Genomic DNA, 16842 nt, shown 5'->3' with positions numbered 1-16842 from the left:
CGGTGGTGCGGCGCAACGATCATGCCGCGAGCCTGCCCTTCGGCGATGCGGCGGAGAATTTCGGCGCGATGTTCGCCCACGCCTCCCCCGCCTGGCGGGATCTCGCGCCGATGGTCTGTTATCTCTCAGAACAGCATCGCCAAAACGATCAGGCCTTTTTAAGCGTGCTTGCCGCGATTCGCGCCAATCGCTGCACGGGCACCGAGCGCGACCGCCTCGCCGCTCGGATGATCGGCCGGGACGCGCTGCCGGACGACTGCACGCGCCTCTTCACGCATAACGCCTCGGTCGACGACATCAACCAGCAGGAACTGGCGAAGCTGCGCGGCAAGACGCGGCAATTCGCCATGACCTCGAAAGGTCGCGACCCCTTCGTGCAGGCGCTTGGCCGCGGCTGCCTGTCGCCGGCCAGTCTGGAGCTCAAGGAAGACGCGGTCGTGATGTTCACGAAGAACGATGCCGGCGGTCGCTTCGTGAACGGCACGCTCGGAATCGTGGAGCAGTTCGACGCCGAGACCGGGCTGCCGACCGTCAGGACGCGGGCCGGCCGCCGTATCGTTGCCGAGCCTGCGACGTGGAAGATCGAGGAGAACGGCAAGGAGCGCGCCAGTATCACGCAGATCCCGTTGCGGCTCGCCTGGGCGATCACCGTGCATAAGAGCCAAGGCATGTCGCTCGACGAAGCCGTCATCGACCTCTCCCGCGCCTTCGAATTGGGCCAGGGCTACGTGGCCCTGTCGCGCGTGCGGGCGCTGTCCGGCCTGCATCTCCTTGGCCTCAACGAGCGGGCGTTGCGGGTGCATCGCGCCGCCGTCGAGAAGGACGCCGCCTTCCGCGCGGCATCAGAGGATGCTTCGCGCGACCTCCACGCCATGCCTGCGCGCGATCTTGCTTCGCGCCAGGCGGCCTTCCTGGAATCCGCCGGCGGAAGCGGTGCGTCGGGTGGGGACAAGCCGGGGGCGACCCGCGTCTCCCACTATCCGAAAAGCTACGAGGTGGAGCGGTTGCGGGAGACGCATGCCAGCGCCTATGCACCCTGGCGAGACGAGGACGAGGCAGACCTCAAGCGCCGCCATCAGGCCGGCGAGGCGATCGACGCCATCGCCACCGCCTTCGGGCGCAAGCCCGGCGCGATCCGTTCCCGCCTGAAAAAGCTCGGCCTGCTCTAATCGGTAACGCCCCCGTCACGTGAGGAGCGCCTTTAGGCGCGTCTCCACCCTGACCCCGGCCCTTGCCGCAAAAGGCCCCGGGGACTAAGCCTTGCGCAGAGGCACGGCCACCCCGACATTGCCAATAATATGACTTCCAAGTCGATTTCCATCCGCGGCGCGCGCGAGCACAATCTCAAGAATGTCTCGCTCGACCTGCCGCGCGAGCAGCTTGTCGTCCTGACCGGCCTGTCCGGCTCGGGCAAGTCTTCGCTCGCCTTCGATACCATCTATGCCGAGGGCCAGCGCCGCTATGTCGAGTCGCTGTCGGCCTATGCGCGGCAGTTCCTGGACATGATGCAGAAGCCGGACGTCGACCATATCGACGGATTGTCGCCCGCCATCTCCATCGAGCAGAAGACCACCTCGAAGAATCCGCGCTCCACGGTCGGCACCGTGACCGAAATCTACGACTATATGCGGCTGCTCTGGGCGCGGGTCGGCGTGCCCTATTCGCCGGCGACCGGGCTGCCCATCGAGAGCCAGACCGTGAGCCAGATGGTCGATCGCGTGCTGGCGCTGCCCGACGGCACGCGGCTCTATCTGCTCGCGCCGATCGCGCGCGGCCGCAAGGGCGAGTTTAAGAAGGACTTCGCCGAGTTGATGAAGAAGGGCTTCCAGCGGGTGAAGGTCGACGGCAGGTTCTACGAGATCGCCGAGGCGCCTGCCCTCGACAAGAAGATCAAGCACGATATCGACGTCGTCGTGGACCGCATCGTGGTGCGTCCTGATATGAGCGCGCGGCTTGCGGACTCGTTCGAGACCGCGCTTGGGCTTGCGGATGACGGCATCGCCATCGCCGAGTTCGCCGACGCGCCGGCCAAGGGCGCGGCCGAGCGCATCATCTTCTCGGCGAAGTTCGCCTGTCCCGTGTCTGGCTTTACTATCGAGGAGATCGAGCCGCGCCTCTTCTCCTTCAACAATCCCTACGGCGCGTGCCCGGAATGCGACGGGCTCGGGACCGAACTCTTCTTCGAGCCCGACCTCGTCGTGCCGGACGAGGATCTGAGCCTTGCGCGCGGCGCCATCGCGCCCTGGGCGCGCACGTCGGCGACCTCACCCTATTACCAGCAGACGCTTGAGTCCCTCGCACGTGCCTACCGCCAGCCGATGACGCGGCCGTGGAAGGATCTGCCGGAGGCGTTCCGCGAGGTGATCCTGTACGGCTCCGGCGACGACGAGATCAATTTCACCTATGACGACGGCATCCGGCGCTACTCCACCGCGAAGCCCTTCGAGGGCGTCATCACCAATATCGAGCGGCGCTGGCGCGAGACGGAGTCGGCCTGGGTCACCGAGGAGCTGGAGCGCTACCAGTCCGACCAGCCTTGCGAGGCCTGCACCGGCTACCGCCTGAAGCCGCAGGCGCTCGCGGTGAAGATCGCAGGGCTCCATATCGGCCAGGTCACGGAACTGTCGATCCGCGACGCCGCCGCCTGGTTCGAGGCGCTGCCCGGCAAGCTCACGCAGAAGCAGAACGAGATCGCAAGCCGCATCCTGAAGGAGATCCGCGAACGCCTCGCCTTCTTGAACGATGTCGGCCTCGACTATCTCACCCTCGCGCGCGCGTCCGGCACGCTGTCGGGCGGCGAGAGCCAGCGCATCCGGCTCGCCTCGCAAATTGGGTCTGGCCTCACGGGCGTGCTCTACGTTCTCGACGAGCCCTCCATCGGGCTGCATCAGCGCGATAATGCACGGCTGTTGGAAACCCTGAAGGCGCTGCGCGATCTCGGCAACTCGGTCATCGTCGTGGAGCATGACGAGGATGCGATCCTGACGGCCGACTATGTCGTGGATATGGGTCCCGGCGCCGGCATTCATGGCGGCGCGGTTGTCGCCGAAGGCACGCCCGACGAGGTGATGGCCAATCCCGACAGCCTCACCGGGCAATATCTCACCGGCTTCAGGCAGATCCCGATGCGACACGATCGCCGCAAGCCGTCGAAGGGCCGCAAGCTCACCGTCAAGGGCGCACGCGAGAACAATCTCAAGAACATCACTGTCGACATTCCGCTCGGCCTCTTCACCGCCGTCACCGGCGTGTCGGGCGGCGGCAAGTCCACCTTCCTCATCGAGACGCTCTATCTCGCGGTCGCGCGCAAGCTCAACAACGCGCGCGCGCTGCCCGGCGAGCATGACGCGCTCGAAGGCATCGAGCATCTCGACAAAGTGATCGACATCGACCAGTCGCCGATCGGGCGCACGCCGCGCTCGAACCCCGCGACCTATACCGGCGCCTTCACGCCGATCCGCGAATGGTTCGCCGAGCTCCCGGAGGCCAAGACGCGCGGCTACAAGCCCGGCCGCTTCTCCTTCAACGTCAAAGGCGGCCGCTGCGAGGCCTGCCAGGGCGACGGCGTCATCAAGATTGAGATGCACTTCCTGCCCGACATCTACGTCACCTGCGACGTGTGCAAGGGCAAGCGCTACGACCGCGAGACCCTGGAGATCAAGTTCAAGGGCAAGTCCATCGCAGACGTGCTCGACATGACGGTCGAGGAGGCCGCGGAGCTGTTCAAGGCCGTCCCTTCCGTGCGCGACAAGCTGGAGACGCTGAAGCGCGTCGGGCTCGGCTATATCCATGTCGGGCAGCAGGCGACGACGCTGTCGGGCGGCGAGGCGCAGCGCATCAAGCTCTCCAAGGAGCTGTCGAAGCGCGCCACGGGCCGCACGCTCTACATTCTCGACGAACCGACCACGGGCCTGCATTTCCACGACGTGGCGAAGCTGCTCGAAGTGCTGCACGAGCTGGTTGACCAGGGCAACACGGTCGTCGTCATCGAGCACAATCTGGAGGTCATCAAGACCGCGGACTGGATCGTCGATCTCGGCCCCGAAGGCGGCGACGGCGGCGGCAAGATCGTGGCCGTCGGCACGCCGGAAGACGTCTCGAAAATCAAGGCGAGCTATACAGGCCAGCATCTCAAGCCCGTGCTGGACCGCCGAGGGCGCTCCAGGGCCAAGCGCGCCGCAGCCGCTGAGGCTGCGGAGTGAGCAGCTAACGCTCGTTGCCTCGACATTCACTAGCTTTCTACATTCTCGATTTCGAGGTTCAGCTGCTCTATCAAAGCCACTAATTTGCTTATTTTTTCTCTTTATTAGGCGCAGCTCGAGGTCGCCAATAATAATTGATTTCCTCCTGGATTTCGCGCCGCAGGCTAAGCTTCCCAAGCCGGACCATCTCCAGTCTGTCTAGCGTCAGTCCTAGTTGATGTCGGAGATGGTCAAAGTCCAATGCTTCTAAGCTCTCCCTCACTCTCCATTCTTTGTCGTTAAATTCAACGAGCACCTCGCGTGTGCGATCTGAATCTGGTTCTTGCCCATCTTCGATCTGCTTCAGAAGACTCAAAACACCATTAGGTGTGAAATAGAGGGCGCGGAGAGCCCGAGTGACGCTTCGGTTCAGTTTCGGAGCACGTGGCTCAGCCGACAGGAAGTTTTTGGTGCTGGAAGCAAGCTCAAGCACGCTTTCCACCAGCGTGAAAACCTCGGCCATGAAGCGTCCCTTTAGCCATTCTCAGTGATGCCCAAACGTGTCAAAAAAAGGAATTGCGCGACCTGGCGGGCGCAAATCCTGCGATCACTGCGCAGTAAGTTCGAAGTCGGGGGGAATTGCCTTGATGACCAGGTCTCCTGTCGCAGGATTGATCGCCAGTCGAGCCTGCTCTTCCTCGTCAAGCCGAACGATGACGGGGGTGGCGGGACTTTCCCGCATCCTTGCCGATCCCCGATTGTCATGGCCGGGCCTGTCCCGGCCATCCACGTTTTTCATTCCTGGACGCCCGGAACGGGCCGAGAGGCGCGGCATTATCCCGCGTCGCACGCGTTTCGCACTGGATTTTGCGGGTTTTTTACAGACAATGGCGTCCGAATCGGCCATTCGTCAGAATTCGTTGTGTGCAATAGAGCCGACGGGAAGCGGCAGATAAGCCCCAACACTCGCAGAACCGTTCCGGCCGACCGCTTCATAATTTAAGGGAGAACACGCGCATGATGTCGAAGTCAGAGCTGATCCAGAAAATCGCCGACGAAGTGTCGCTATCGAAGAAGGACGTAAAGGCCGTGATGGAGTCGATGGCGGCCCACGGCTACAAGGAGCTGAAGAAGACCGGCGAGTTCATGCTGCCCGGCTTCGCCAAGTTCATCGTCGTCAAGAAGCCAGCCACCAAGGCACGCGAGGGCATCAACCCGTTCACGAAAGAGCCGACCACGTTCGCGGCGAAGCCCGCCCGCAAGACGCTCAAGGCGCGCCCTGTGAAGGCCGCGAAAGACGCGCTCTAAAGCGCCGCTCAGAATAGGAACGCGTGATGGTAGATGACGTAGGGCTGGCGGAGATCGACCGGCGCATCCAGATCGTCGAGGACAATCTCCGCCAGCTCATGGAGCAGGCCGCCGCCTATTCCGGCGCGGCCGACGAGGAGCGCAACGCCGACCGCATCGCCGACCAGCAGGCGAAGCTCGACGTGCTGATGCAGGAGCGCGAGGCGCTGTTGGCGAAAACCTAGCGGACATCGCCGTCATACCGGCGAGCTGTACACCGCCTGCTTGTCGGAATTGCCGCGTGGCGGGCTGTCGCCTTACCCTTCGCCTGTTAGCCTGGCGCCCCCCGTCGCCGGGGCCCCGGGTGCGGACACTTTCCGCTTGGGGGGCCGACGCCCTGCTTTTCCACAACCGTCTCCGTCGACACGACGGTCCCCGTCTCGTCCGTGCAGACTTTCGTCGTGCACTTGCGATACTCCTTCGTCCTGGTATCGTAACAGCTGCCCGAACTTGTCTGGCATTTCAGTGCCAGCGCGGGCCCAAGCCATGCCGCCGAAATCAGCAGCGACCCGGCAGCCCATTGCAGCCAGACGTAACGCTACGGTCTTCGCTCATAAGCATCTCCTCCGCCGAGTTGGCATGACGCTCTCCAGCATAGCGATCTCCGCCTTCCCGTGTTTGCCGAATCGTCGTCGTGCCGGAGCGCCGCGAGCGCGTTCGGCTGCCTGCTCGGCCTTCACCGATTTCCGCCGCGCGCAGTCCTCGCTGTTAAGGGAGCCAATTGGGACGGGCGCTCTTTGACCGGCCTTCGCGCGATTGCCGCGGCGAAGCCACGCTCTCTTGCGCTCGCACTCAGGATGACGCTGAGAACTACTCTGTCGTTTGGGAAAGGGTCGGCGCGCCGGCGCTTTTGCAATCGAAGGCGGGCGCGTCTTTATCGCCGATGCAGGACGCCTGCGCGGTGTCGCTGGGGCCGAGCGCCATGGGAAGCGCGGAGTCCTGCCCGGTCACGCAGCCTGCGAGCGCCAGGGGCATCAAGACGATCAGGAGCCACTTCAAGTCTGTTCTCCAGGACCATTCGGTTCGACGGCCTACATATAGACATATTGCCGCGGACACCTATTACAAGAGGGCCCGTTTACAAGAGGTTCCGTCGCAACCTCAAGCTCTCCCGAAAAGCGTGGCTAACGCCGCGCGTTGGCGATGAGGTGCCCTGCGAAGGGCCGCGTCAGGGGCCGGTCGGAGAGCCAGCCTTCCCGCGCCATGGTGCGCTGGCCGAGTGCCGTGGCGAGCCGTGGAGCGGCTTTATGCGCAAGCCGCAAGGGGGCGAACATCGCCCCCCTGATCTCGATATCGCGAAAGCCGGCCGCAGTCAGCTTCGCGCGCAGCGATGAAGGCGTCTCGAACTCCACGTGATAGCGCGGCGGTGTCAGCCCGAGCGCGGTCTTGAGGCGGCGGAGGCCAACCACCTGGCGATAACCGTCCAAGGCCCAGCGGTTTACATAGGTGCCGAAATAGACGCCGCCCGGCTTCAGCGCGTCGTAGATCTGCCGGTGCCCGGCTTGATTGTCCGCGCCGTCGAGATAGCGAAACACCTCGATGGCGTAGACAAAGTCCTGGCTATCCTTGAAGGCGGAGAGGTCCAGCACCGAGCCGTCGGAAACGAGCTCCGCCGGGACATGGTCTGCGGCCAGCCGGCGCATCTCTTCGCTCGGCTCGATGCCTTTGACGTCGAAGCCGGCCGCGAGCAGGCGGGCCATATAGGCGCCGATGCCCGAACCGATATCGAGACATTGCGCGCCGCGCGGCAGCTCCGCGACGTTCTTCGCCCAGACCTGGTCGATGAGATGGCGGCCGTAACGGAACGGCGAGTCGAACGGGTTGGTGTCGGCATATTCGGCGGAGAATATGCGCGCGGTCTCGTCATGCACGGCGACGGCACGCCTGCGGGACCAGTCTATCTTGGATGTCATGCGGGAAGCCGCCTCTCGGTCTTTGTCAATGCCAGCATCTCGGACATCGTCCGGCTCGCCATGCCGCTCTCGTCGCGAAGCCTCGCATAGGGATCGAGGATCTTGGTCAGGAAGCTCATATTGTCGTCGAGGTCGCGGCCGAAATTCTCCGGGTGCCACCAGAGATGAAACGTCCCGCCGGTCGCGGCCGCTGCCGCCATGGCGGTCTCGATGCGGCGCAGGCGCAGTCCGTCCAGGCCGCGCAATCTGCGATGATAGGGGCGCAGGAAGCGGCTCGCCGGCACATCCACGAGCGGCGTCACCGCGTCTCCCCTCCTCGCCACGTTCGGCCCCGAGAGATCGACATAAGAGTCGAGCAGGCGGCAGAGGCGCCTCGCCTTGGTCTGGTCCGCGCCGGGCGCGGCTGCGTAGAACCAACTGTCCTCGTTGCCGCGAAAATGCGTGAGGCCGAGCTCCCGGCAGGCGTCGAGCTGTGGAGGTGCGTATTGATTGCGCGGAAAGACGATCGAGCGGCAATCGATGCCCCAGTCTTTCAGCTGCGTGACCGCCGCGCCGACATCGTCCCTAAACGTCCCGACGGAATGTCCCGGCTCCAGCGCACAGAAATGCGAGAAGGTGTGCGTCCCGAGCTCCTGTCCCGGGCAGGACGCGACGAGCCGCGCGAGGCTGGCGCCGAAATGATAGGGATCGTGACGCTCGTCATCGCCGATCTCGTCGAGATTAGCGAGCGGTGCCGCACCGGTCGCTCCGTCTGCCGGCAGTCGTGCCAGAAGCTCGTCCTTGCTTTCGCAGAGCACCGCGCCAACCACGGCCCAGGTCGCATGCACGCCCCTCTTCTCGAAAAGCTCGAGCATGGCGGGAATCGCGGCGCGGCCGCCTAGCACATTGGCGCCATAGGTTTCGCGGGTGGAATGGTCCCGCACCCCCCACAGCAGCTCAAAATCCAGCGAAATCACCAAGTTTCCAGGCATGGAAGGAAAAATGCCCCACTCCGCCGCCATTGGCAACCAACGATGGCCGTACCACGCTGACTAAGATGGACGCGCGTCACGGCAAGAAGACGCATGTCCATTTTGCGCGACGTTTGCGCTACACTGCGGCGCACACCCAGAAAGAGAGAGGACATATGGCCGGACCGACCTTGCGCGAACTCACAGGCATGACGCCAAACCCCTCTTCCATCGCCGAGAGTGCGCTGGTGCTGATCGACTGCCAGCAGACCTATCGCGAGGGGGTTATGCAGCTCGTGGGCGTGGAGCCGGCCTTGAACGAGGCGGCGGCACTGCTTCAGCGTTTCCGCGCCGCCAATCGCCCAGTGATTCACATCATGCACGACTCGGGTGCAGGCACCCCGTACGACATTACCGCGCCAATCGGGCAGATCGCCGACGCGGTGAGGCCGATCGAAGGAGAGACCGTCATTGTAAAGAAGTTCCCGAGCGCGTTCGAACAGACCGCGCTCGACGCGGAGCTCAAGAGGCTCGGCGTCAAGAACGTGGTCTATGCGGGGTTCATGACGCATATGTGCGTGAACTCGACCGCCCGGGCCTCGTTCAACCACGGCTACGCCAACACCGTCGTCGCCGGTGCAACAGCCACGCGGCCGCTGCCGGGCTCGGGCTCCGGCGAAGAGGTTCCGGCTGCTTCCCTCCAAGCGGCAAGCCTATCGGCGTTGGGCGATCTTTTCGCCGTGGTGGTTCCACGGTGCAGCGATGTCCCCGACTAGCGCATGTCCGTCAGCCCGCGCGGTTCGGAGTGCCAAGGATGTGGCTCTTCGGCGGCAGCATCACCTGGTCGAAATCTTGCGTGAACATGGCGGCGGCGAAGAAGGCGACGGCCTTCAGGGTCTCCTTGCCGGTATTTTCGAGGTCAAGCCGCAGCGGCGTCTGCAGCACGAAGACGCCGGGTCGAACCTCGTGTGTGGTGCCATCCCCCAGATACAGCTTGCCGGTGCCCGCGATAATATACTGCGTCTCCTCGGTGGCGTCGGTGTGCCAGCCGAGGGGGCCGCCGGGCTCGATCTGGTAGACGATGGTGGAGGACGCCGTCGCCCCGCCCTCACCGCCATAGATCGCGAAAGCGCCTTGCCAGCGCACGGCCGGGTCGGTCTCCCCCCAAACTTGGTGCGCGGAAGCGTCTCGGAGGCGACCACCGTGGCGTTGCCGTCGGTGGACTTCGTGGGTGTCAGTTTCGCAACGGCTGCGGAGCCCATATCTCGTTCCTCCCTGGTGAGACTGGAGGGACAATAATCCTGAGTGGCTTGGCACCAGTGCGCTGCCGCTATTTCCGGTTATTCGCGCGTATCGACGCTTCACAACATTCGAATCGAAATGCGCGAAGCGGGCCGTCAAGGCACGTGCGCGGGCGCTTCAATTCTGCGCCACAGAAACGTGAGCATGCTCGCTCTTGCGCTTTCAATGATCCCCGGCAACATGGCAGCCAAGAGGGAGGACCATGCATGACGCTCGTGAAGCTTCTCATCCTTGGGTTCGTCGCCGGCTTTCTCGCCACGCTCCTGTTCCACCAGAGCCTCTGGTATGTGTTCAACCAGATCGGGCTCATTCCGCTCGATCGGCCGGCGTGGCCACTCGATCCCATTCCCTCCTACGGCGCGCCCTCGGTGATCTCCAAGGCGTTCTGGGGTGGCCTGTGGGGCGCCGTCCTTGCCGTGATTTTGGGACAGCTCACCGGCGCGGCGTATTGGGGGAGCTGGATTGTCGTCGGGGCCTTCGCGCTCACGATCGTCGCCTTCTATGTCGTGGCGCCCCTGAAGGGCGAGGCCATCCCCGCGCTTTGGCCGCGCTTCGTCGCTGGCCTCATGCTCAACGGCGTGTGGGGCTTCGGCACGGCGCTCATCCTGCGCCTGCTCTCCACGCTCCGAGCGTAGCCCGTGGCCGCAAAGACCGCGACCAAAGCAAAATCTCGACCGCCGAGGAAGAGCAGCGCGGCGAATGACGAACCGTCCTTGCGCGAGCGGCTGCGGCTTCTTTATTTCGGCAAGAGCCAGACAGCGCATCGGTTTCGGATCGGCCTGCTCGTTTTCGACATCGTCACCATCCTCTTCATCGTCGCCACATCCTTCGTGCCAGCGCGAGCGCCGTGGCTGGAATGGCTCGACCTGATCTTCGGCGTGGTCATCCTCACCGATTTCCTGGCTCGGCTCTATGTCAGCGACCGCCCGTTACGAGAGTTCACGCATCTCTCTACCTGGGCCGACGTGGTGGCCATTTTCTCCTTCCTCGCGCCTGTCACGGGCGAAGGCCTCGGCTTCTTGCGCATCCTGCGCACGCTGCGGCTGCTGCACACCTACCAGCTCGTGGCGCGGCTCCGCGCCGACAGCTCTTTCTTCCGCCGCAACGAGGAGGCAATCGTCGCCGTCGTCAATCTCGGCGTGTTCCTCTTCATCATGACGGGCGTCGTGTACGAGACCCAGCGCTGGCAGAATCCGAACATCGCTAACTATGTTGACGCGCTCTATTTTACCATTTCGACGCTGACAACCACGGGCTTCGGCGACATCACGCTGCAGGGATCGTTGGGTAAACTTATCGCCGTCCTCATCATGATTTTCGGCGTCACGCTGTTTCTGCGCCTGCTCCAGACACTGCTCCGCCCGCACAAGGTTCGCTTCGCATGCCCAGATTGCGGCTTACAGCGGCACGACGCCGATGCCGTGCACTGCAAGGCTTGCGGCAAGCTCCTCAATATTCCGGATGAGGGTCAGTTCTAAGGAGCGCGGCGCGCGGCGGCGGCCTCGTTGATAACCGCTATGCTTCAGGGCCGGCACCTTGCCCATGGGATTGATCGCGAGATAGTCGGGACCAAGCTGCTCGCCCTTGCTCAGATTCAGAATCTCCAACTCGTACGGCTCGCCGATTTCCTCGAGCATCCAGCGCACGATCGAGAAGCGCGAGGGAATGGCATGATAGAGCGTCAGAGCGGCCATGCTGGCCTCCTTCGTTCGCGTTGTTTCCCCTTGTTCGTCCCCTATTTCTGCGACGAAAAGGCGGCAGTCGTTGTCCAGTACCGACACAGCGCAAACCTGAACCTTTCTCGCGCCTGTGACGTTCACACCAGCGTACCGGCTCTGAAAGCGCGGCAGCTGGCGCTGACCGGATAGAGCGAAGGAGCGGTCATGACTCAGAAAGGCAAATCCGAACATCGCTGGTCGCAGGACGTGACTGAGCACTCCGATGCTCTCAATCTCGAGCAAGGCGTCTTTACGCTCAAGGACCCAAAAGAGATTGCGCGGTCGCTGACGCGCGCAAGGCCGACCCGTTCCGATCGGCAATGTCGCTGCTCGTGTTCTACATCAACCGCGCCGGCAAGAATTTATCCGAGGCCCAGCGCGAGCGAGGCCTTCTGCAAGAAACCCTCGGCGTAGAGCCTAGCCGCGTCCGCCCCGCGCCCTGATCGCCACGTCTTCGCTCCAATGTTGGGCATGCTGCGCGAACGTTGCGAGCAGCGCGTCGAAGGTCGCCTCCTCGGCGGCTTCCTGCCCCCGCTCGGTCTGAATTTGCGAAAACACACTGCGGTAGTCGCTGTATCCCTGCAACTCCTCCCAACGCTTCCACCACAGATCGCCGATCAAGAAGAATTTCATCCAGGAGAACAGACAGTCGGTCCAATCTTCCAAATAGGAATGAAGCTGGATCTGCGGGCAGTCCAGATAAGCGTCCGCATTCCGGATCATCGCGGCTTCATGACCTTCGCGCTGTTGCGGGCTCCGGACCCGGACGAGACGCCCATCGAGCAGAGGGTGATCCGGGCATTCCAGGAAGACAAAGCTCATGCGGTCCGCGCCAGGATTAAGCTGCCTCGGGTCGTAGAGTCGGAGATCGAGGCCGCGAAGATGCGCCCTGCGCAACGTTGTCAGATGCAGCCCGGGCTTGTCTGGGTTTTCGATGACCGGCAGTCCTGCTACGTGGGCGCGATGCGGAAAGGTGGGCGCGTCCTCGATGATGTCGCTGGAGATGACGATGTTGCCGGCGATCGGATGATCGCGGCTTTCGACGTTGGCCCGTGTTAGAACGCCCTGCCCGTTCTGCACATCGGCAAGAGGGGGCCGTTCCGGCTCCTGCGTGCGGAGATAGGCGTCACTCAGCGATCCAAGGCGATGCAGATAACCCAGCAGTCGATAGCGGGATTGCGGCTCGCGGCATCTTCCATTCCAGGCAACGATGACTGATGACATGACAACCGTTCTACTCGGACGCGCGGGCTCGCGAGAGCTTGCACAGCTTTGCCGCAAGAGAGCAAGGAGGGGTGGCCAGAAAGGTTGCTGAAACGCACCTAATCAGCTTACGGACGATTTACCACGTGCGCATTTCTACTCTCCGCGGACGAGGGCGAAATAGACCACGTAGAACCAGCTGAAGATGCCATGGATAATGGCCCACACGATGGAATGGTTGGTGGTGTAGGAGATCGCAATCGCGAGCGCCGTGCCAAAGCTGATGCCATATTTGGCGCCCTCGGCGCCAAAGCTGTAGCGATCGCCATTCATGCTCGCCTCCTAGAGTTTCTGGCCCAGACAGGCCGCGGGACGCCGAATCCGTAAAAATAGAGCAACGCCGTTAAAATTCTGCCCGCCCCCGGACATCCTCGAAATTTCGGGATCGACGATGTTAACGCGGAGGGTTCCCCGGTCGCAGTCCATGCTGATCGCCGTCGCGGCGGCGGCATCGGCGCTCAGGGCGTCGTTTGCCGGCGGCGCCGGAGCAACCGCGTCCGTTGCTCGTCGTCGCGCTGCGCAAGAGTCAGGTGATTACGCTCGCGATTGCGGGGTCGGCGTCTAACGCAGCCTGCGGCATTCAAGATCCCGGGCAATAAAGGAACCGCGGACGAACGCGCCCGCGGTTTCAATTCGCAGCTCAGGCCTTGACGTGGGCGCGATCGCCCATGCCCACCAACATGCCTGCAAGCTTCTCGGAAACGTAGCCGAACACCGCCCCGCCGATCATGGAGAGGATGATGACCAGCACGGGATTGGCCAGAGACCCGGCCATGATGTTTCCAGCAGCGTTTCCAAGCAGCACCAGAGCCACGACGCACGCGAAGCCATAGACTTGCGCCGGGATGTTGGAGAGGATCGGGATGTTGGCCAGCAGCACCATGACGGCGACGCCAACGCCAACGCAGATGCCCGCCCAAACGGGCAGGGTCATTGTTTCGCCGAGCCCGGTCTGGGTGGCGATGTAGAGCGTAACGCCAGCAACGACAGCGCCCACAGCGTTACAGATAATGGTCGTTTGCAGGCCCTGTTCCTTACCACCGCAATGGAAGAAGCAGCCCCAGGCTATAAAGGCCGCCCAGATGGCGAGCGCGCCGCCCAATGGCCCGAGAAACAGCCACGTAGCGATGGCGCCTAGAATACCGAGACTGATGGCTAAAGCTGTGTTGAGCGACATTTCACCCCCTTGATTATGCGAGCGGGTGAGGTGCCGATGCCGGCAGCTCTACCGGCTCTGAGAATGGAGCCCCCTATTTTGGCCAGTGACTCGACTCCGAATCAGAGTCTAGCGGAAAGTCGCCAGACTTTGAACAAAGATTCGCCATTTTGCCTCTTTCATCACCAGGAACGCTGACCCAAGCCGCTTGAATCCCAGCCCGATGCGGGACTAGCTAGGCTCATGAAGTGTGCGGTTCATGTCATCGGCGGCGGCCTCGCCGGCAGCGAAGCCGCGTGGCAACTGGCTGAGCGCGGGGTCTCCGTGGCGCTGCACGAGATGCGCCCCTTGCGCCAGACGGACGCGCATCAAACGCAAGCTCTCGCCGAGCTCGTTTGCTCCAACTCCTTCCGCTCCGATGAATGGTCGACCAACGCGGTGGGGCTTCTGCATGAGGAGATGCGCCGGGCTCATTCTCTTATCATGGCGGCCGCGGATGCGCATAAGCTGCCTGCGGGCGGTGCCTTGGCCGTGGATCGCGAGGGCTTTGCTGCCGAAGTGACGGCGCGGCTCGAGGCGCACGAGCGCGTGATGGTCGTCCGCGAAGAAATTTGTGGTCTGCCGCCGGCTACCTGGGACAGCGTCATCGTCGCCACGGGTCCCCTCACCTCGCCACCGCTTGCAGCGGCCGTGCGCAGCCTCACCGGCGAGGACGAGCTTTCCTTCTTCGATGCCATCGCGCCAATCGTCCATCGCGACAGCATCAACATGGAGATTTGCTGGCTCCAATCCCGCTACGACAAGCCGGGACCGGGCGGCGGAACGGCTGATTACATCAACTGCCCACTCGATAAGCTCCAATATGAGGCGTTCCTCACCGCCCTTGGGAGCGCGGAGAAAACCGCCTTCAAGGAATGGGAAGCGAGCACGCCCTATTTCGAAGGCTGCCTGCCGATCGAGGTGATGGCCGAGCGCGGTGCCGACACGCTTCGCTACGGGCCGATGAAACCCGTGGGCCTCACCAATCCGCGCCGGCCCGACGAACGCTGTTATGCCGTTGTGCAGCTTCGCCAGGACAATGCGCTCGGCACGCTTTGGAACATGGTTGGATTTCAGACCAAGCTTAAGCATGGTGAGCAAACCCGCGTGTTCCGCATGATCCCCGGACTGGAGCAAGCCGAGTTCGCGCGCCTTGGCGGCCTGCATCGCAATACTTTTCTGAACAGCCCGAAGCTGCTCGACGAGAGTCTACGGCTGAGGGCCGAGCCGCGCTTGCGCTTCGCCGGGCAGATGACCGGCGTTGAGGGTTATGTCGAGTCCGCAGCAATCGGACTGCTGGCTGGCCGCTTCGCCGCGGCCGAGCGGCTCGGATCACGTTTATCGCAGCCGCCGCCGAGCACGGCGCTCGGCGCGCTGCTGCATCACATTACCGGCGGCCATCTCAGCGCGGAAGGCGATGAGAGGAGCTTCCAGCCCATGAACGTCAATTTCGGCCTCTTCCCCCCGATCGCTGCGCCGAGCGGGCCGCGCGCGAAGGGCTCTCGCGCGAGCAAGGGGCTCGACCGGAAGCGTGCGCTCGCGAACCGCGCCCTTACGGATCTCGAAGCTTGGTTGTCGGAGCCGGCCGCAATCGCGGCGGAATGATTACGGCGCCTTGTTGAGCACAAGCCAAAAACGCAGCAGCGTGAGATCGAAATTGGGCTCCTCGTAGGCACCGTTCAAATTATCGATCAGAAGCGTGCCGGTCAGGCCGCCGCCAGAGTCTTTGAGAGACACCGGCCGCTGATCCGACGTTCGCGGCCGCCCTCGCCGAAAGATCTCCATGACGGCATCGACAATATTGAAGCTCATGGCGTCGCCGGTTCCAACACGTGCGGCGAGCAGATTGTCGGCGAGGTCCAGCTCCACATTGCCCAAGCCCTCAACCGCCACCGACTGTGAGGGTATCGGCGCCGGCACCGGGCCGAGATGTTGAAACACGATCGGGCCGAGAACGTAGTTGGCACCCCTGGTGACCACGGCCACCGGCACGTCGGAATAATGCGTGAAGTAGGCGATGCCGGGCGTCCGCGACAGATCGGGCCTCAGTCCAAGGGCCAGAATGACTTCCCGCTCGGTCGTCTCCGGCGTCTTGCCCTCCGCGAAGGGATTCGGCGAGGCCGTTTCGAACCACGGCGCGAGAATCCCTAAGGAGCGATGCTCGTTCAGGTACCACACAAGGCTGCGCGCGCGGGCGCTGGAGCGCCCGAGTGGAGGGTCGGAATTCTCCCGCCTTGCGCGCTACGAAGCGTCCGTCGACGAGCATGCCCTTTGCCGCCAGGATCTGCTGAAGCTGACCTGTCTGGCTCATCACCGAGAACCCGACCGCGCCGCCGGGGCCGAAAGAGGCGGCGACTAGGATCAGCGCAAGGAGCCCGGGCACGACGCGGAGATCGAACTTGCCGCCCTGCCAGAGGCGAATGGCGGCCAGCACCAAGATCCAAACGCGATCAGCACCATCACATAGCGATGCTCGGTGACGCCATAGTCGTCGATGCGCCGATAGACCGCGAGGAACAGAAGCAGCACCGGCAAGGCCGCAAGCCAGGCCCAATAGCGCCAGAAGAGCCGCACTAGGGTCCAGACTCAATCAGGAATTGATCCAGAACGCGATAGTCGCAGCGATGCAGACGCTTGCGAGGAAGTTGCGGGCGAGCTTGTCGTAGCGGGTTGCGATGCGCCGGAAGTCCTTGAGGCGGCAGAACATGCGTTCGATGGCGTTCCTCGTGTTGTAGATGACCGCGTCGAACGGGTGGATGTTTTTCCGGTTTCTCTTGTTGGGGATGACGGGCGTCGTTCCGCGCGATCCGAGCCAGCCGCGCAGGTGATCGGCGTCATATCCTTTGTCGCCGACCAGTTGTTTCGGGGCCGGCACGCTGGTCAGAAGCGCCACCGCGCCCCTGATGTCCGCCACCTGACCGCCGGTGAGCAGGAAGGCATAAGGACGTAGATCGCCGTCCGTCAACGCATGAA

General features: G+C 63.2%; 20 protein-coding genes and 1 pseudogene. 9 read left to right on the top strand and 12 right to left on the bottom strand.

Annotation, left to right across the window (positions count from 1 at the left end):
* Positions 1 to 1169, top strand: a 1169-nt coding sequence (locus tag ACR2J1_RS03450) for an ATP-dependent DNA helicase (protein WP_434017951.1), incomplete at its 5' end; no start/stop codon positions are given.
* A gap of 129 nt (positions 1170 to 1298) precedes the next feature.
* Positions 1299 to 4202 (top strand): excinuclease ABC subunit UvrA, encoded by a 2904-nt coding sequence (uvrA, locus tag ACR2J1_RS03445; RefSeq protein ID WP_434017950.1) that lies wholly within the window; start codon positions 1299 to 1301, stop codon positions 4200 to 4202.
* A gap of 88 nt (positions 4203 to 4290) precedes the next feature.
* Here the strand turns inward: uvrA and ACR2J1_RS03440 are convergent, their stop codons facing one another.
* On the bottom strand, positions 4291 to 4704 hold the full coding sequence (locus ACR2J1_RS03440; RefSeq protein ID WP_434017949.1) for a hypothetical protein: 414 nt from the start codon (positions 4702 to 4704) through the stop codon (positions 4291 to 4293).
* A 497-nt stretch (positions 4705 to 5201) separates the two neighbouring features.
* On the opposite strand from ACR2J1_RS03440, the gene ACR2J1_RS03435 reads away from it, so the two are divergent.
* Positions 5202 to 5489, top strand: a complete 288-nt coding sequence (locus tag ACR2J1_RS03435; protein WP_434017953.1) for an HU family DNA-binding protein — start codon at positions 5202 to 5204, stop codon at positions 5487 to 5489.
* A gap of 26 nt (positions 5490 to 5515) precedes the next feature.
* Positions 5516 to 5713 carry a hypothetical protein gene (locus ACR2J1_RS03430; RefSeq protein WP_434017948.1) on the top strand — a complete coding sequence of 66 codons (198 nt, stop codon included), beginning with the start codon at positions 5516 to 5518 and terminating at the stop codon, positions 5711 to 5713.
* A gap of 625 nt (positions 5714 to 6338) precedes the next feature.
* Here ACR2J1_RS03430 and ACR2J1_RS03425 read toward each other — a convergent pair.
* The 3 genes from ACR2J1_RS03425 to ACR2J1_RS03415 form a co-directional block, all read right to left on the bottom strand.
* The gene (locus tag ACR2J1_RS03425; protein WP_434017947.1) at positions 6339 to 6527 is read right to left on the bottom strand and encodes a hypothetical protein; all 189 of its coding nucleotides are present in this window, start codon (positions 6525 to 6527) and stop codon (positions 6339 to 6341) included.
* A gap of 125 nt (positions 6528 to 6652) precedes the next feature.
* The gene (locus ACR2J1_RS03420) at positions 6653 to 7441 is read right to left on the bottom strand and encodes a class I SAM-dependent methyltransferase (RefSeq protein WP_434017946.1); all 789 of its coding nucleotides are present in this window, start codon (positions 7439 to 7441) and stop codon (positions 6653 to 6655) included.
* Positions 7438 to 8397, bottom strand: a complete 960-nt coding sequence (locus ACR2J1_RS03415) for a polysaccharide deacetylase family protein (RefSeq protein ID WP_434017945.1) — start codon at positions 8395 to 8397, stop codon at positions 7438 to 7440. Before ACR2J1_RS03415 ends, ACR2J1_RS03420 begins: the two co-directional genes overlap by 4 nt.
* Positions 8398 to 8567: 170 nt before the next feature.
* On the opposite strand from ACR2J1_RS03415, the gene ACR2J1_RS03410 reads away from it, so the two are divergent.
* Positions 8568 to 9167, top strand: coding sequence for a cysteine hydrolase family protein (locus tag ACR2J1_RS03410; protein ID WP_434017952.1), 600 nt, complete (start codon positions 8568 to 8570; stop codon positions 9165 to 9167).
* A 10-nt stretch (positions 9168 to 9177) separates the two neighbouring features.
* On the opposite strand, the gene ACR2J1_RS03405 is transcribed toward ACR2J1_RS03410, so the two are convergent.
* Positions 9178 to 9537, bottom strand: a complete 360-nt coding sequence (locus ACR2J1_RS03405) for a cupin domain-containing protein (protein WP_434017944.1) — start codon at positions 9535 to 9537, stop codon at positions 9178 to 9180.
* 362 nt (positions 9538 to 9899) lie between these two features.
* Here ACR2J1_RS03405 and ACR2J1_RS03400 point away from each other — a divergent pair, with 362 nt between their 5' ends.
* Together ACR2J1_RS03400 and ACR2J1_RS03395 are read left to right on the top strand one after the other, a co-directional pair.
* Positions 9900 to 10328, top strand: a complete 429-nt coding sequence (locus ACR2J1_RS03400) for a hypothetical protein (protein WP_434017943.1) — start codon at positions 9900 to 9902, stop codon at positions 10326 to 10328.
* 78 nt (positions 10329 to 10406) lie between these two features.
* Positions 10407 to 11171: a potassium channel family protein gene (locus ACR2J1_RS03395; protein WP_434017942.1), complete on the top strand. Its 765-nt coding sequence runs from the start codon at positions 10407 to 10409 to the stop codon at positions 11169 to 11171.
* Here ACR2J1_RS03395 and ACR2J1_RS03390 read toward each other — a convergent pair.
* Positions 11091 to 11387 carry a glutathione S-transferase N-terminal domain-containing protein gene (locus tag ACR2J1_RS03390; protein ID WP_434017941.1) on the bottom strand — a complete coding sequence of 99 codons (297 nt, stop codon included), beginning with the start codon at positions 11385 to 11387 and terminating at the stop codon, positions 11091 to 11093. The two genes, ACR2J1_RS03395 and ACR2J1_RS03390, sit on opposite strands and share 81 nt — an antisense overlap.
* A 189-nt stretch (positions 11388 to 11576) precedes the next feature.
* Here ACR2J1_RS03390 and ACR2J1_RS03385 point away from each other — a divergent pair.
* A pseudogene (locus ACR2J1_RS03385) lies at positions 11577 to 11854 on the top strand (DUF3175 domain-containing protein).
* On the opposite strand, the gene ACR2J1_RS03380 reads toward ACR2J1_RS03385, so the two are convergent.
* The 3 genes from ACR2J1_RS03380 to ACR2J1_RS03370 form a co-directional block, all read right to left on the bottom strand.
* Entirely contained in the window at positions 11829 to 12635 is an 807-nt protein-coding gene (locus ACR2J1_RS03380; protein ID WP_434017940.1) for a hypothetical protein, read from the bottom strand. The pseudogene ACR2J1_RS03385 and the gene ACR2J1_RS03380 overlap by 26 nt on opposite strands.
* Positions 12636 to 12770: 135 nt before the next feature.
* Positions 12771 to 12947, bottom strand: a complete 177-nt coding sequence (locus ACR2J1_RS03375) for a hypothetical protein (protein WP_434017939.1) — start codon at positions 12945 to 12947, stop codon at positions 12771 to 12773.
* Positions 12948 to 13314: 367 nt separating this feature from the next.
* A complete protein-coding gene (locus ACR2J1_RS03370) occupies positions 13315 to 13851 on the bottom strand; it encodes a DUF1097 domain-containing protein (protein ID WP_434017938.1) in 537 nt (178 codons plus the stop codon).
* 222 nt (positions 13852 to 14073) lie between these two features.
* On the opposite strand from ACR2J1_RS03370, the gene trmFO reads away from it, so the two are divergent.
* Positions 14074 to 15474: a methylenetetrahydrofolate--tRNA-(uracil(54)-C(5))-methyltransferase (FADH(2)-oxidizing) TrmFO gene (gene trmFO, locus ACR2J1_RS03365; RefSeq protein WP_434017937.1), complete on the top strand. Its 1401-nt coding sequence runs from the start codon at positions 14074 to 14076 to the stop codon at positions 15472 to 15474.
* Here the strand turns inward: trmFO and ACR2J1_RS03360 are convergent, their stop codons facing one another.
* The 3 genes from ACR2J1_RS03360 to ACR2J1_RS03350 all read right to left on the bottom strand — a co-directional run.
* Positions 15475 to 16047, bottom strand: a complete 573-nt coding sequence (locus ACR2J1_RS03360; protein WP_434017936.1) for a hypothetical protein — start codon at positions 16045 to 16047, stop codon at positions 15475 to 15477.
* A gap of 183 nt (positions 16048 to 16230) precedes the next feature.
* Positions 16231 to 16443 (bottom strand): hypothetical protein, encoded by a 213-nt coding sequence (locus ACR2J1_RS03355; protein ID WP_434017935.1) that lies wholly within the window; start codon positions 16441 to 16443, stop codon positions 16231 to 16233.
* A 16-nt stretch (positions 16444 to 16459) separates the two neighbouring features.
* A partial coding sequence (locus tag ACR2J1_RS03350; RefSeq protein ID WP_434017934.1) for an IS5 family transposase occupies positions 16460 to 16842 on the bottom strand: 383 nt, incomplete at its 5' end.

The sequence above is a fragment of the Methyloceanibacter sp. genome, assembly GCF_050999895.1.
In the GTDB taxonomy this organism is placed as follows: Bacteria; Pseudomonadota; Alphaproteobacteria; order Rhizobiales; family Methyloligellaceae; genus Methyloceanibacter.
The sequence above is the reverse complement of the archived record's forward strand: the minus strand, read 5'-3'. Positions and strand labels throughout refer to the sequence as shown.

Excerpts from the sequence above, each read along its gene's own strand:
- uvrA (WP_434017950.1), top strand. The coding sequence starts at position 1,299 with ATGACTTCCAAGTCGATTTCCATCCGCGGCGCGCGCGAGCACAATCTC.
- ACR2J1_RS03440 (WP_434017949.1), bottom strand. The coding sequence starts at position 4,704 with ATGGCCGAGGTTTTCACGCTGGTGGAAAGCGTGCTTGAGCTTGCTTCC.
- ACR2J1_RS03435 (WP_434017953.1), top strand. The coding sequence starts at position 5,202 with ATGTCGAAGTCAGAGCTGATCCAGAAAATCGCCGACGAAGTGTCGCTA.
- ACR2J1_RS03430 (WP_434017948.1), top strand. The coding sequence starts at position 5,516 with ATGGTAGATGACGTAGGGCTGGCGGAGATCGACCGGCGCATCCAGATC.
- ACR2J1_RS03420 (WP_434017946.1), bottom strand. The coding sequence starts at position 7,441 with ATGACATCCAAGATAGACTGGTCCCGCAGGCGTGCCGTCGCCGTGCAT.
- ACR2J1_RS03410 (WP_434017952.1), top strand. The coding sequence starts at position 8,568 with ATGGCCGGACCGACCTTGCGCGAACTCACAGGCATGACGCCAAACCCC.
- ACR2J1_RS03400 (WP_434017943.1), top strand. The coding sequence starts at position 9,900 with ATGACGCTCGTGAAGCTTCTCATCCTTGGGTTCGTCGCCGGCTTTCTC.
- ACR2J1_RS03390 (WP_434017941.1), bottom strand. The coding sequence starts at position 11,387 with ATGGCCGCTCTGACGCTCTATCATGCCATTCCCTCGCGCTTCTCGATC.
- ACR2J1_RS03380 (WP_434017940.1), bottom strand. The coding sequence starts at position 12,635 with ATGTCATCAGTCATCGTTGCCTGGAATGGAAGATGCCGCGAGCCGCAA.
- ACR2J1_RS03375 (WP_434017939.1), bottom strand. The coding sequence starts at position 12,947 with ATGAATGGCGATCGCTACAGCTTTGGCGCCGAGGGCGCCAAATATGGC.
- ACR2J1_RS03370 (WP_434017938.1), bottom strand. The coding sequence starts at position 13,851 with ATGTCGCTCAACACAGCTTTAGCCATCAGTCTCGGTATTCTAGGCGCC.
- trmFO (WP_434017937.1), top strand. The coding sequence starts at position 14,074 with ATGAAGTGTGCGGTTCATGTCATCGGCGGCGGCCTCGCCGGCAGCGAA.